Consider the following 13684-nt stretch of genomic DNA (forward strand, 5'->3'; position numbering starts at 1 on the left):
GCTTTATTTATGTAAGCCAAGATTACGCGATTACGCTGGCTACAACACCAGCACCTACGGTACGGCCACCTTCACGGATGGCGAAACGCAGGCCGTCGTCCATCGCGATCGGTGCGATCAGGGTAACAACCATTTTGATGTTGTCGCCTGGCATTACCATTTCAACGCCTTCCGGCAGTTCGATGGTACCGGTCACGTCGGTAGTACGGAAGTAGAACTGAGGACGGTAGCCCTTGAAGAACGGGGTATGACGACCACCTTCTTCTTTGGACAGTACGTACACTTCAGATTCGAACTTGGTGTGCGGCTTGATGGAGCCCGGCTTGGCCAGTACCTGACCACGCTCTACGTCTTCACGCTTCACGCCACGCAGCAGGGCGCCAACGTTCTCACCGGCACGACCTTCGTCCAGCAGCTTGCGGAACATTTCTACACCGGTACAGGTGGTGGTCACGGTATCTTTGATACCGACGATTTCGACGGTCTCACCGACTTTAACGATACCGCGCTCAACACGACCGGTTACTACGGTACCACGGCCAGCGATGGAGAAGACGTCTTCGATAGGCATCAGGAACGGCAGGTCGATTGCACGCTCCGGCTCCGGGATATAGGTATCCAGGTGGTTAGCCAGCTCGATGATTTTCTCTTCCCAAGCAGCGTCGCCTTCCAGCGCTTTCAGCGCGGAACCACGGACTACCGGCAGGTCATCACCCGGGAAGTCGTATTCGGTCAGCAGTTCGCGAACTTCCATCTCGACCAGCTCAAGCAGCTCTTCGTCGTCGACCATGTCGCACTTGTTCATGAACACGATCATGTACGGGATACCAACCTGACGACCCAGCAGGATGTGCTCACGAGTCTGCGGCATCGGGCCGTCAGTCGCAGCTACTACCAGGATCGCGCCGTCCATCTGGGCAGCACCGGTGATCATGTTTTTAACGTAGTCGGCGTGACCCGGGCAATCTACGTGGGCGTAGTGACGGGCAGCGGTGTCGTATTCTACGTGGGAGGTGTTGATGGTGATACCACGCTCACGCTCTTCCGGCGCCTTGTCGATCTGGTCGAAGGCGAAAGCTTTACCACCGAAGTGCTTGGCCAGCACGTTGGTGATGGCGGCGGTCAGGGTGGTTTTACCGTGGTCAACGTGGCCGATGGTACCCACGTTAACGTGCGGTTTATTACGCTCAAATTTTTCTTTAGACATGATCGTCCCTCTAAACTAACGCTGAGTACGCGGTGGCAAGCTAACCACAGAACAGTTTATATGATGGATTTGAATCTGGTGGGAATAGAGGCTGGTGCTGGCAGGCAGGTTCGATTGCCGAACACACCCTAGGGTGTGGCTCTCAGTATCACCTGAGCCATATCAGCATCTTGGAGCGGGCAGCGGGAATCGAACCCGCATCATCAGCTTGGAAGGCTGAGGTAATAGCCATTATACGATGCCCGCATTTCTCTAACCCAAAGAACTCAAACCGCAGAGAAATATGGTGGAGGGAGAAGGATTCGAACCTTCGAAGGCAGAGCCGTCAGATTTACAGTCTGATCCCTTTGGCCGCTCGGGAACCCCTCCGGTACCTCAATGCCACAACGGTAATTCTGCTTGCACCCGTTGTTTTGTCGCTTTTGCCGGGCAAATAGACGACAGACATCTAAGCGTCGCGCATTTTATTGTAAGGATTTTGGGGATGCAACCATTGCACCCTGCAAAAAGTGCATTATTGCAGGGATCCATGCAAAAAAAGCCTCCTTCCCCGTTCGAACCGGATGCGTCACTTGTCGCTCCCGATCCCTTGGTGTATGGTCGCCCTGCCCAAGAAACAGTGATGACATCATGACGACAGAGCATAACCCCTATTTGCAATTCACCCGCGAACAATGGGCGTTATTGCGCGATGCAGTCCCCCTGACCCTGACCGAAACCGACCTGCATACCCTGCGCGGGATCAACGAGAAGGTGTCATTGCGCGAGGTAGAAGAGATCTATCTGCCCCTCTCCCGCCTGCTCAATCTCTACGTCAAGGCCAAGCAGCGCCGCAGCCGGGTGCTGGAGCAGTTCCTCGGCCAGTCCCGTGGCAAGGGCACCTACATCATCAGCATCGCCGGCAGCGTGGCGGGGGGCAAGAGCACCACGGCCCGCATCATGCAGGCGCTGCTGGAACGCTGGCCCGAGCATCCGCGCGTCGAGCTGGTCACCACGGATGGCTTCCTGTATCCCAACAAGGAGCTGGAGGAGCGCGGGCTGATGCGCCGCAAGGGCTTCCCGGAGTCCTACGACATCCGCCACCTGGTGGAGTTTGTCGCCAATATTCGCGCCGGCCACGAGAAGGTCGAGGCCCCCGTTTACTCCCACCTCATCTACGACATACTGCCGGATGAGAAGAAGGTGGTGGAGCAACCAGACATCCTGATCCTGGAAGGGCTGAACGTACTGCAGAGCGGCATGGATTACCCGCAGGAACCCCACCGGGTCTTCGTGTCAGATTTTGTCGACTTCTCCATCTATGTGGATGCCGATGCCGAGCTGCTGCGCACCTGGTACATAGATCGCTTCCTCAAGTTCCGCAGCGGTGCCTTCTCGGATCCGGACTCCTACTTCCATCACTACGCCAAGCTGGCGGAGAGTGAAGCCACCGAGATTGCCAGCAACATATGGCAAGACATCAACTATCTGAATTTGAAAGAGAACATCCTGCCGACCCGGGAACGGGCCAACCTGATCCTGACCAAGGGTCACGAACACGCCATCGAGCAGATCAAGCTGCGAAAGTGATGGCAGGCGCCAACGGCGGACAAGCAAAGGGGCCCCTCAGGCCCCCTTTGCTATTGTGGTCGCAGGCCAGGCCCAGTCCCTGACTCAGTCCCCGCGCCGCAGGGAGATCTCGCCCCCCAGGTAGTATTTGATCCCCTCGTCCGTCTCCAACCGCAGCGCGCCACGATCGTCGATGCCGCGGGCGATGCCACGGATCTCCTGCTCCCCCATCAGCAACCGCACCGGCCGGCCGGCAAAGTAGTCGAGCCGGTTCCAGCTGTCGACGAAGCTGGCCAGGCCGCTCTGCTCGAAGGTCTGCATGGCCCGTTGCAGGTACAGGAGCACGCAGGCCGCCAGTTGATTGCGATCCACCAGTTCGGGTTGGACGTGGCGCAGTTCGGACCAGGCCTGATCGATCTTCTCCCCCTGCCGGGCCGGCATCGCCAGGTTGAGGCCTATGCCGATCACCAGATGGCAGCTGGCACCGGCGCTGCCGCTCATCTCCACCAAGATGCCCGCCAGCTTGCGGCCCTGATAGTAGAGGTCGTTCGGCCACTTCAGCTCGACGCCCGGATAACCGAGTGACTCCAGCGCCTCCACCACGGCCACCCCGACCGCCAGGCTCAGCCCCATGGCCGCCGCCATGCCCTGCTCGAGCCGCCAGTACATGCTCAGGATCAGCTGGCAGCCGAAGGGGGAGACCCAGGGCTTGCCACGACGGCCACGACCGGCGGTCTGGCACTCCGCCAGGCAGCTCTCGCCGGACTGAAGCCGGCTCACCCGCTCCAGCAGATGCTGGTTGGTGGAGTCGATCACCGAGAAGCAGTGCACCGGCGCCATGGGAGCCAGGGTCTGCAGCTGCGCCTGATCGTACAGCGCCATGGGCACCGCCAGCCGATAGCCCTTGCCGGTCAGGCTGAACAGGTCCAGCCCGAGATCCTTGAGGGCGGCCATGTGCTTGCTCACCGCCGCCCGGCTGATGCCGAGCTGCTCGCCGAGCTGCTCACCGGAGTGGAACTGACCATCGCTGAGCAGGTTGATCAGGGTCTGTCTGATGGGGGTGAGGCTCATGCCAGCACCTCGTCGAGCCAGGTCTCGCCGGTGAGCCCCATGAAGCGCACCTCGTGCTCCAGCAAGACGCCGAAGCGCTGCTCTACACTGTCGCGCACATGGGCCGCCAGGGCGATCAGCTCCATGGCGCTGGCCCCGCCGAGGTTCACCAGCACCAGAGCCTGCTGCTGGTGCACAGCGGCGCGGCCGATGGCGAAGCCCTTGAGACCGCACTGATCGATGAGCCAGCCCGCCGCCAACTTGGCCTGCCCCTCCCCGGCGGGATAGACCGGCAGTTGCGGGTGCTGCAGCTTGAGCCGCTCGGCCTGCGCCAGGCTGACCAGGGGGTTCTTGAAGAAGCTGCCGGCATTGCCGAGCACGGCCGGATCCGGCAGCTTGGCCATGCGGGTGGCGCAGACGGTGTCGAAGATGGCCTGCGCCGTGGGGTCTTCACCTAGCGCCGCGAGCGGGCCATACCCCAACACCGGCTGCCAGGCCTTGGGCAGGCGCAGACCGACGGCGGTAATGAAGTGGGAATCCTGGCAGGCGTGCTTGAAGATGCTGTCGCGATAGCCGAACTGGCAGTCGGCGGCCTGGATGCGCTCCACCTCGCCCGTCTGCCAGTTGAATGCCTCCACATAGGCACAGAAGTCGGCCAGCTCGACGCCGTAGGCGCCGATGTTCTGCACCGGGGCGGCACCGACAGTGCCCGGGATCAACGCCAGATTCTCCAGCCCATGCCAACCCTGCTGCAGGGCGTGGCGCACCAGCTGGTGCCACTCCTCCCCCGCCGCCACGTGCAGCAGCCAGTGGTCGCCCTCCTCCTGCAGCTCGATGCCCTGCAGGCGGTTGAGCACCACCAGACCGGCAAAGTCATTGCAGAACAGGATATTGCTCCCACCCCCCAGCACCAGGCGTGGCAGGGCATTCAGCTCGGGGTTGGCCATCAAGGATCTGAGGTCATCGAGCCGGGTCACCTCTGCCAGCCAGAGGCAATGGGCATCGAGGGCCAGGGTGTTGAGGGTCAACAAGGGGGCGTGGGGGGTGAGTTTCATCTGCGTGTCCCGACAAGAGCAAGCGGGCAGTTTACCCCAGATCCCGCGGGACGAAAAATCCAGGCACTTTTCGGACTCAATCTGCTGGGGTAGAGTAACTCCTTCAGCCCTCTGAGGAAGCATAAATGAACAACCAATTTGCCGTCATAGGCCTCGGCCTGTTCGGCAGCGCCCTGTGCGAAGAGTTGCAACGGCAGGATGCCGAGGTACTGGCGATCGACATCGACGAGGTCAGAACCCGTCAGATCGCCACCCTGTGCAATCATGTCATCGTCGCCGATGCCACCGATGAGGCTACCGTCGCCGAGCTCGGCCTGGCCAACTTCGACATCGTCTTCGTCGCCATAGGTGACAACCTGGAGACCAGCATTCTCACCACGCTCGTGCTGAAGGAGGCGGGGGTGAAGAAGGTGTGGGTCAAGGCGCGCGACAAGTTTCACGCCAAGATCCTGCAGAAGGTAGGCGCCGACAAGGTGATCAACCCGGAGTGGGACATGGGGCGCCGGGTCGCCCAGAGCATGCTGGACAACCGCCTGTTCGACTACCTGGAGCTGGGCCACGACATGGTGCTGACCGAGTTTGTCATCGGCCTGGCGCAAAATGGCCGTACCCTGGCCGACCTGCACCTGTTGCAGCAGACCGAACTGCAGTTGCTGGCCATCAAGCGCGGCCAGGTGCTGCACAACGTACTGACCGGCAAGATGGAGCTGCAACTGGGCGACATCCTGATCCTGGCCGGTAACAAGCATGCCATCGATCACTGGCTCGACACCCTATGATCAACTGGCGCAGCAGCTATGCCTTTGCCCTGCATCGGGATGCCGACTCCCGCTGGAGCGAAGCCAGGCTGATCCTCGGCAGTTTCCTCGTCATCCTGTTGATCGGCACCCTGTTCCTGGTCCAGCCCTCCAGCCACAAGGGCGAAGTCACCTTCGTCAACGCCCTGTTCACCGCCACCTCGGCCATCAGCGTGACCGGCCTCGGGGTGGTGGATACCGGCACCGCCTTCACCCTGCAGGGGCAGATCTTCCTGCTGATGCTGATGGAGATCGGCGGCCTTGGCCAGATGACCATGACCCTGCTGCTGATCGCCATGTTCAGCAAGCGGGTCGGCCTGCGCCAGCAGGTGCTGGCCAAGGAGGCACTGGGTCAGGAGGGCTCGGTCAACATCATCCAGCTGGTGAAGCGCATAGTGCTGTTCGCCCTGGTAGCCCAGCTGATCGGCACCGGCCTCATGGCCATTCGCTGGGTGCCGGAGATGGGCTGGGCCCACGGCCTCTATGTCAGCTTCTTCCATGCGGTGTCCGCCTTCAATAACGCCGGCTTCTCGCTGTTTGCCAACAATCTGATCAGCTATCGGGATGATCCCATCATCAGCCTGACCATCGCCGGTCTGCTGATCCTCGGCGGGATCGGCTTCACCGTCATCGTCGATCTGGTACGCAACCGGCGCTGGCGCAAGCTGAAGCTGCACAGCAAGCTGATGCTGCTGATGACCCCGGCGCTGTTGCTGGCCGGAACCCTGATGTTCTGGCTGCTTGAGCACAACAACCCAGGCACCCTCGGCAACGCCGGCATTGGCGGCCAGCTGTTGGCGGCCTTCTTCCAGTCCGCCACGGCGCGGACGGCGGGCTTCAACACCATCGACATCGGCTTGATGACCCCTGCGGCCCTGCTGTTCATGATGATGCTGATGTTCATCGGCGCCGGCGCCACCTCCACCGGGGGCGGCATCAAGGTAACCACCTTCGCCGTGGTGCTGCTGGCCACCAAGGCCTTCCTGACCAAGCGGCCCCATGTCACCGCGTTCGGCCGCACCCTGTCACCCCAGATAGTGACCCGCTCGCTGGCCATCATCATCGTCAGCACCATGGTGCTGATGCTGGCCATGTTCCTGTTGATGATCACCGAGTCACAACCCTTCGACAAGATCATGTTCGAGACCATCTCGGCCTTTGCCACCGTGGGGCTCACCACCGGCATCACCGCCGAGTTGAGCGAACCCGGCAAGTGCATCCTGGTGCTGGTGATGATCTGTGGCCGTCTCGGCCCCCTCACCCTGGCCCTCATGCTGGCCAGACCGAGCGAGACCCGGATCCGCTACCCGGAAGAGGGGGTCTATACGGGCTAATCTTCCATAGATGCGAGAAAGGGGCCCATGGCCCCTTTCTTTTTTCCTGTGCATCCACGGCTCAGGCCACCTTGCCCCTGGCCGGACGTTTGGCCACGCTCTTGCGGGAGCTGCCGCCGGCACTGCTCGTGCTCCCCTTGCGGCTGAAGCGGCGTTTGTCGGCGCCCGCGGCCGCCTTGGGCAGGGCGCTGAAGCTGGCGCCGGAGTCCTGCCTCGCCCCCTCAATCAACTCATGCAGCTGCTCGGTGAGCGGCCCCATGAACTGCTGGTAACTGGCGTGACGTTCGGCGATCTGGCCGAGGTGCTGCTCCCACAGCGCCGTCATATCCGGGGTGGTAGCGCTGGCGGGCAGCGCCAGGATCAGCGCCCGCCCGGTGGGGGTGGCCTTGATGCTCTTGCCCTGGCGCACCAGGAAGCGCCGCTTGAACAGCAGATCTATGATGCCGGCCCGGGTCGCCTCGGTACCGAGGCCATCGGTCTCGCGCAGGGTCTTGCGGATTTCGGGATCCTGCACATGGCGGGCGATGCCGGTCATGGCGGCAAGCAGGGTGGCGTCGGTGAACGACTTGGGCGCCTGGGTCATCTTCTCCAGCAACTCGCCCCGTTCACACTGCAACTGCTCGCCCTGGCGCAGGGCGGGCAAGCTCCCCGCCTCCTCCTCATCGTCCTCTTCCACCCCCAGCAGCGCCTTCCAGCCAGCCTTGAGGATGCGCCTGGCCTTGGCCTGGAACAGGCCCCCGGCGATGCGCAGCAGCACTTTGCTGTCGTTGTACTCGAACGGCGGGTAGAACTGCAGCAGATACTGGCGGGCGATCAGGCCATAGATCTTGCCCTCCTCGGCGGAGAGACTGGCCTCGTTGCCCCGCTTCTCGGTGGGGATGATGGCGTGGTGAGCATCGACCTTGCTGTCGTTCCAGGCCTTGCTGCGGATCTTGCCATCCGCCTCGCTCACCGCCTTCGCCAGGGCCGGCGCGGTCGCGGCTATGGCGTCGCGCACCTGAGGGGCCCGGCTGAAGTGATCGCTCGGCAGGTGCCGGCTGTCGGATCTGGGGTAGGTGATAAGCTTGTGACGCTCGTAGAGTGCCTGGCAGACATCCAGCACCCGCTTGGCATCCATGCCGAAGCGCTTGGCGGCATCGATCTGCAGGCTGGAGAGGTTGTAGGGCAGTGGCGCCGTCTGCTTGCGGGCCTGCTCCTCGACCTCCTCCACCTGGGCAGGCTGACCTTTGATCCGCTCCACCACCTTGGCGGCCAAGGCCCGGTTCAGCACCCGACCCTCCTCATCCTGCCAGGGGGCGCAGGCCTCGGACGGCAACCACTTGGTGCCGAACCGCTCGTTGCCCTCGGTCACCACATGGGCCAGCACCTCGAAGAAGGGTTTGGGCACGAAGGCATCGATCTCCAGATCCCGCCGCACCACCAGCCCCAGCAGCGGGGTCTGCACCCGGCCGACCGACAACAGCTCGCTACAACCCCCCTTGCGCCCGAGCAGGGTGTAGGCCCGGGTCATGTTGATGCCATAGAGCCAGTCGGCACGGCTGCGCGCCAGCGCCGAGACCGCCAGCGGCACGAACTCCTTGTTGTCCCGCAGCTTGTCGAGGGCCCGGCGCACCGCCGGCGGGTTGAGGTCGCTGATGAGGCAGCGCTGCACCGGCTTGGTCTTGGGATAGCCGAGAAAGTCGATCACCTCGTCCACCAGCAACTGCCCCTCCCTGTCCGGATCGCCGGCATTCACCACGCAGTCGGCCTGCTTGATCAGCCGCTTGATGACGGTTAGCTGGGCCCTGGTCTTGGGCTTGGCCACCAGCTGCCACTGGCCGGGAATGATGGGGAGCTGCTCCATGCGCCACTGCTTGTAGGCGGCGTCATAGGCATCGGGCTCGGCCTGCTCCAGCAGGTGGCCGATGCACCAGGTCACCACGTCGCCCTGAGCTGTCTCGATAAAGCCCTCTCCCTTCTTGTGGGGCTTGGGCAGGGCATCGGCGATGGCGCGGCCCAGGCTGGGCTTCTCGGCAATAAAGAGTCGCATGACTGACAAACCTGATCACTGTATATGCAAACAGTATATATCGAGCCTTTCGCAAAGCCCAACACCTGTCCATTCAGAGCCCGGCTGTCATACCTGAGAGCAAAACGTCGAGTCAGAGCCGTTTCCAGCATGACTCGTGCGGATTTGATGATTTAAAGGGTGCCAAATAAGGCTAAACTAACAAAGTTAACAACTAGAATTTGATTTAAATTCATACATAAAAACTTAAATGGAATTTAAAACGAAAAAAACCACATTTAAAGAATAAAAACCATAATCGAGGTCAACCCCTCATCCGCCAAGACTACTACTATATTGGTAATATTTGATCGTAGGGAACTGCCGCCATGCTTGGAAAAATGTTGAGAAAGACCTGGTTCTGGCTCCTGCTGCTCGGGGCCCTGCTGGGCGTCGCGGCGCTGGGAGTCACCGTCACAGTGCTGCACAAGACCAGCTCCACCGAGTTCTGTGTCTCCTGCCACTCCATGCAGACACCGCTGGCCGAATATCAGGGCAGCGTGCACTTCCAGAACGTGAAGGGGATCCGGGCCGAGTGCGCCGACTGCCACATCCCCAATGACCCCGGCTCCTATCTGTGGACCAAGATCCGCGCCGTGAAGGATATCTACCACGAGGCCCTCGGCACCCTGGACAGCCCCCAGAAGTATGAGGAGCACAAGCTGCGCATGGCCCAGACCGTCTGGGATCAGCTCAAGGCCAATGACTCCGCCACCTGCCGCAGCTGCCACAGCTACGCCGCCATGGACATCCTGGCCCAGCGTCCCAACGCCCGCGCCGAGCACCCGGTCGCCATCAAGGAGGGCCAGACCTGCATCGACTGTCACCGCGGGGTCGCCCATATCATGCCGGACATGAGTGGCCTGGCCGCCGCCGGCGCCAGTGAACTGGCGGCGGCCGCCGCCCAGACCCCGGCGACGGTCACCACTCGCTACGCCATCGCCACCACTCCGCTATTCCTCGATGCTGCCGCCAAGACCGACGAAGGCACCCTGATGCCATCGACGCAAGTCGAGATCCTGGCCAACGACAACGGTCGCGCCCAGGTACGGATCGAAGGCTGGCAGCAGGACGGGGTGAGCGAGGTGTTCTACGCCGCCCCCGGCAAGCGCATCCTGAGCGTGCTGGTCGGCGACGCCGCCAAGCAGGCGCTGGTCACCGGCAAGAGCGAGACCGACAGCGCCACCAACCTCACCTGGCATCAGGTCAAGCTGACCGCCTGGGTGGATCAGCGCCAGCTCATCGGCGATCAGGGCAAGCTGTGGCAATACGCCTCCACCCTGATGTCCAACAACTGCACCGGCTGCCACGGCCTGACCGCGCTGGATCACTTCAACGCCAACCAGTGGATCGGCGTCATCAAGGGCATGGAATCACGCACCTCTCTTACCCCGGAGCAGGCCCGCATGCTGACCCAATACGTGCAAAAACACGCCAGTGACATGAGCGCGGCACACTAAGGCTGGAACAGAGGAATTCGATATGACTTTTTTCAATGACCAACAGACCAATCTGTCCCGCCGCAGCCTGCTCAAGGGACTGGGGGCCTGTGCCGCCCTGCCGCTGCTCGCCGGCCTGTTCCCGAAGCACGCCCTGGCGCAAGCCATCAGCACGGCGCTTGAACAGTTCCCGACTCTGGTACCGGCCCAGAAGGGCATACTGACCGGCGCCCACTGGGGTGCCTTTGAAGCCATAGTCGCCGATGGCCGCATGATCCGCGTGCAGCCGGTGGCCGACGATCCGGCACCGAACGATCTCATCGACATGGCGCCGTTCCAGGTCCATGCCAAGAACCGCATCAAGTACCCCATGGTGCGCAAGAGCTGGCTGGAGCATGGCCCGGGCGCCAGGCCCGAGCTGCGCGGCGCCGACGAGTGGGTGCGGGTGAGCTGGGACCAGGCCATAGCGCTGGTCGCCGGCGAGATCAAGCGGGTGCAGGGCGAGTTCGGCCCCCAGGCCATCCACGCCGGCTCCTACGGCTGGAAGAGTGTCGGCATGTTCCACAACAGCCGCACCCTGCTGCATCGGCTGATGAACCTGGCCGGTGGCTTCACCGGCTATGCCGGCGACTACTCCACCGGCGCGGCCCAGGTGATCATGTCCCACGTGATGGGCTCCATCGAGGTGTACGAGCAGCAGACCGCCTGGCCGAACGTGGTGGAACATGCGGAACTGGTGGTGCTGTGGGGGGTCAACGCCCAGGTGACCCTGAAGAACAGCTGGAACATGCCGGATCACGAGGGCCAGGCAGGCTTCAAGGCGTTGAAGGAGAAGGGCACCCGCATCATCAGCATAGATCCCGTCTACAACGAGACCGCCAAGCTGGCCAACGCCGAGTGGATTGCCCCGAACGCCTACACCGATGTGGCCATGATGCTGGGGGTGGCTCATACCCTCTATAGCGAGAAGAAGCACGATCAGGCCTTCCTCGAGCGCTACACCGTCGGCTTCGACAAGTTCCTCGACTACCTGCTCGGCAAGGACGACGGTCAGCCGAAGAGCGCCGACTGGGCTTCCACCGTCTGTGGGGTCGAGGCCAAGGTGATCCGCCAGCTGGCCCTCGACATGGCCTCCAAGCGCACCATGATCATGGCGGGCTGGGGCATGCAGCGTCAGCATCACGGCGAGCAGCCGAACTGGATGCTGGTCACCCTGGCCGCCATGCTGGGCCAGATCGGCCTGCCGGGGGGCGGCTATGGCTTCAGTTATCACTACTCATCCGGCGGCAGCCCCACCGCCAAGGGCGGCATATTGGCAGGCATCTCGGCCGGGACGGCGCCGCAGAACAGTCCGGCGCCCATCCCGGTGGCCCGCATCGCCGACTGCCTGGCCAACCCCGGCAAGACCATCGACTTCAACGGCCGCAAGCTGACCTACCCGGATGTCAAACTGGTCTACGTGGCAGGCGGCAACCCCTTCCACCACCATCAGGACACCAACAACCTGCTGCAGGCCTGGCGCAAGCCGCAGACGGTGATAGTGCACGAGCCCTACTGGACCGCCACCGCCAAGCACGCCGACATAGTGCTGCCGGTGACCACCAGCTACGAGCGCAACGATCTCGAGATGGGGGGTGACTACTCCCAGCGTTACGTCTTCCCCATGCACCAGTGCGTGCCGCCCCAGCACGAGTCGCGCAACGACTTCGACATCTTCAGCGCCGTCGCCGCCAAGCTCGGCCTGCAGGAGGCCTATACCGAGGGCAAGGACGAGACCCTGTGGCTCAAGCAGATGTACGACGGCATGGCCGCCCAGGCCCGCGGTGCCAAGGTGGCGCTACCGCCGTTCAACATGTTCTGGGAGTCCAACAACTACATCCGCTTCCCCATCCCGGAGGCGAACCGTCAGTGGATCCGTCACGCCGATTTTCGCGACAACCCGCTGCTCAACCCGCTCGGCACCCCGTCCGGCAAGATAGAGATCTTCTCCAATGCCATCGCCGGCATGAGCTATGCCGATTGTGTTGGTCATCCCAAGTGGTATGAGCCCAAGGAGTGGGCCCAGGGCGAACAGGCCAGCCGCTATCCGCTGTCCCTGAACACCTCGCACCCGACCCAGCGACTGCACTCCCAGCTGGACAACACCCCGCTGCGGGACAAGTTCGCCATCGCCGATCGGGAGGCCATCCTGATCCACCCGGACGATGCCAAGGCCCGTGGCATCCAGGCCGGGGATCTGGTGCGCGCCTTCAACGAGCGCGGCCAGATCCTGGTGGGCGCCCTGGTGTCGAAGGACATTCGCCAGGGGGTGGTGCGGATCTGCGAGGGGGCCTGGTTCGATCCGGCCAAGCCGGGCGAGGTCGGCGCCATCTGCAAGAACGGCAACGTCAACTGCCTGACCTTCGATGAAGGCTCCTCCAGCCTGGCGCAAGGCAACTGCGGCCACATGGCCCAGCTGCAGATCGAGAAGTACAGCGGGCCCGAGCTGCCCAACACCGCCCATGAGGTCCCCGCCAACGCCTGAGTCGGCGGTCGGCCAACCAAAACGGCGCCCTCGAGGCGCCGTTTTTTATTGTTTGTCTCAGGACGATTCAGCCGCCCCTTCCATCCTGTACTATTCCGCTCATTCCACTCTGAGGTGGCCAGAGGGGGATGGAATGACTCAGAAGTCTCCCTCTACCATGTACTCTTCCGCACATTCGACCAGCTGGGGCCAGAGATCTTCCTGTATCCAGGCCTCGGGGTCATCCTCGTCGCCGTCATACTGGGTCCAGAAGAAGGCGCGTAGCCCGCTGGCAAAGTCGTCGCTGACCTCGGCCAGCTCGGAGAGCGGCCCCAGCCAGGCGATGCGGCGCAGGCCGGAGGCGAGATCGTTGATGGCATCCATCAGGCCGCGATCATCGCCGCACTGCTCCACCAGCAGGGTGAAGCGCTCACGGGCGCTCGCGGTCTGATCCTCATCCAGCTCGCCGGCATCGGCCAGCAACTCGACGAAGTCTTCCAGCAAGAATTCGATCAGGGATTCCCGATCCTCAAACCACTGGAGCTGGGCCCCCTTGGTGCCCAGCACAGAGGCATCGAACGAATCATCGAGATGACAGAGTGCCCACGGATCGTCAGTCATTGCTACCCTTCCTACACCTTAAAACAAGAGCCATATCTTAAGCCTAGCGCTCGCCCCTTGCCAGCTCGGGCAGAGACGGGAAG

General features: G+C 62.4%; 10 protein-coding genes and 2 tRNA genes. 5 read left to right on the forward strand and 7 right to left on the reverse strand.

Features of this window, described 5'->3' with window-relative positions; translation table 11 throughout:
• Positions 1-22: 22 nt before the first annotated feature.
• The 3 genes from tuf to AACW18_RS20025 form a co-directional block, all read right to left on the reverse strand.
• Positions 23-1207, reverse strand: a complete 1185-nt coding sequence (gene tuf, locus AACW18_RS20015; RefSeq protein WP_126623228.1) for an elongation factor Tu — start codon at positions 1205-1207, stop codon at positions 23-25.
• Positions 1208-1378: 171 nt separating this feature from the next.
• Positions 1379-1453: transfer RNA gene (locus AACW18_RS20020), tRNA-Gly, on the reverse strand.
• 38 nt (positions 1454-1491) lie between these two features.
• Positions 1492-1576 (reverse strand) — tRNA-Tyr (locus tag AACW18_RS20025).
• Positions 1577-1837: 261 nt separating this feature from the next.
• On the opposite strand from AACW18_RS20025, the gene coaA reads away from it, so the two are divergent.
• Entirely contained in the window at positions 1838-2776 is a 939-nt protein-coding gene (coaA, locus tag AACW18_RS20030) for a type I pantothenate kinase (RefSeq protein WP_042654330.1), read from the forward strand.
• Between the two features lie 84 nt (positions 2777-2860).
• On the opposite strand, the gene birA is transcribed toward coaA, so the two are convergent.
• Complete coding sequence (gene birA / locus AACW18_RS20035; protein WP_218389653.1) at positions 2861-3826, reverse strand: bifunctional biotin--[acetyl-CoA-carboxylase] ligase/biotin operon repressor BirA; 966 nt, start codon at positions 3824-3826, stop codon at positions 2861-2863.
• Entirely contained in the window at positions 3823-4860 is a 1038-nt protein-coding gene (murB, locus tag AACW18_RS20040) for a UDP-N-acetylmuramate dehydrogenase (protein ID WP_218389654.1), read from the reverse strand. Before murB ends, birA begins: the two co-directional genes overlap by 4 nt.
• Before the next feature lie 125 nt (positions 4861-4985).
• Between murB and AACW18_RS20045 the strand changes: the two genes are divergently transcribed.
• Complete coding sequence (locus AACW18_RS20045) at positions 4986-5639, forward strand: potassium channel family protein (protein ID WP_218292009.1); 654 nt, start codon at positions 4986-4988, stop codon at positions 5637-5639.
• Positions 5636-6991, forward strand: a complete 1356-nt coding sequence (locus AACW18_RS20050) for a TrkH family potassium uptake protein (protein WP_218389655.1) — start codon at positions 5636-5638, stop codon at positions 6989-6991. Before AACW18_RS20045 ends, AACW18_RS20050 begins: the two co-directional genes overlap by 4 nt.
• Before the next feature lie 61 nt (positions 6992-7052).
• On the opposite strand, the gene AACW18_RS20055 is transcribed toward AACW18_RS20050, so the two are convergent.
• Positions 7053-9020: a DNA topoisomerase III gene (locus AACW18_RS20055; RefSeq protein ID WP_218389656.1), complete on the reverse strand. Its 1968-nt coding sequence runs from the start codon at positions 9018-9020 to the stop codon at positions 7053-7055.
• 347 nt (positions 9021-9367) lie between these two features.
• Here AACW18_RS20055 and AACW18_RS20060 point away from each other — a divergent pair, with 347 nt between their 5' ends.
• Positions 9368-10498: a NapC/NirT family cytochrome c gene (locus AACW18_RS20060; protein ID WP_218389657.1), complete on the forward strand. Its 1131-nt coding sequence runs from the start codon at positions 9368-9370 to the stop codon at positions 10496-10498.
• Positions 10499-10520: 22 nt separating this feature from the next.
• A complete protein-coding gene (torA, locus tag AACW18_RS20065) occupies positions 10521-13001 on the forward strand; it encodes a trimethylamine-N-oxide reductase TorA (RefSeq protein ID WP_218389658.1) in 2481 nt (826 codons plus the stop codon).
• Positions 13002-13139: 138 nt separating this feature from the next.
• Here the strand turns inward: torA and AACW18_RS20070 are convergent, their stop codons facing one another.
• The gene (locus tag AACW18_RS20070; RefSeq protein ID WP_042654338.1) at positions 13140-13601 is read right to left on the reverse strand and encodes a hypothetical protein; all 462 of its coding nucleotides are present in this window, start codon (positions 13599-13601) and stop codon (positions 13140-13142) included.
• Positions 13602-13684: the final 83 nt, after the last annotated feature.

Origin of the sequence: Aeromonas sp. sia0103, assembly GCF_963895295.1 — a bacterium.
In the GTDB taxonomy this organism is placed as follows: domain Bacteria; phylum Pseudomonadota; class Gammaproteobacteria; order Enterobacterales; family Aeromonadaceae; genus Aeromonas; species Aeromonas encheleia.

Coding starts and splice junctions, on each gene's coding strand:
- tuf (WP_126623228.1), bottom strand. CDS start 1,207: ATGTCTAAAGAAAAATTTGAGCGTAATAAACCGCACGTTAACGTGGGT.
- coaA (WP_042654330.1), top strand. CDS start 1,838: ATGACGACAGAGCATAACCCCTATTTGCAATTCACCCGCGAACAATGG.
- birA (WP_218389653.1), bottom strand. CDS start 3,826: ATGAGCCTCACCCCCATCAGACAGACCCTGATCAACCTGCTCAGCGAT.
- murB (WP_218389654.1), bottom strand. CDS start 4,860: ATGAAACTCACCCCCCACGCCCCCTTGTTGACCCTCAACACCCTGGCC.
- AACW18_RS20045 (WP_218292009.1), top strand. CDS start 4,986: ATGAACAACCAATTTGCCGTCATAGGCCTCGGCCTGTTCGGCAGCGCC.
- AACW18_RS20050 (WP_218389655.1), top strand. CDS start 5,636: ATGATCAACTGGCGCAGCAGCTATGCCTTTGCCCTGCATCGGGATGCC.
- AACW18_RS20055 (WP_218389656.1), bottom strand. CDS start 9,020: ATGCGACTCTTTATTGCCGAGAAGCCCAGCCTGGGCCGCGCCATCGCC.
- AACW18_RS20060 (WP_218389657.1), top strand. CDS start 9,368: ATGCTTGGAAAAATGTTGAGAAAGACCTGGTTCTGGCTCCTGCTGCTC.
- torA (WP_218389658.1), top strand. CDS start 10,521: ATGACTTTTTTCAATGACCAACAGACCAATCTGTCCCGCCGCAGCCTG.
- AACW18_RS20070 (WP_042654338.1), bottom strand. CDS start 13,601: ATGACTGACGATCCGTGGGCACTCTGTCATCTCGATGATTCGTTCGAT.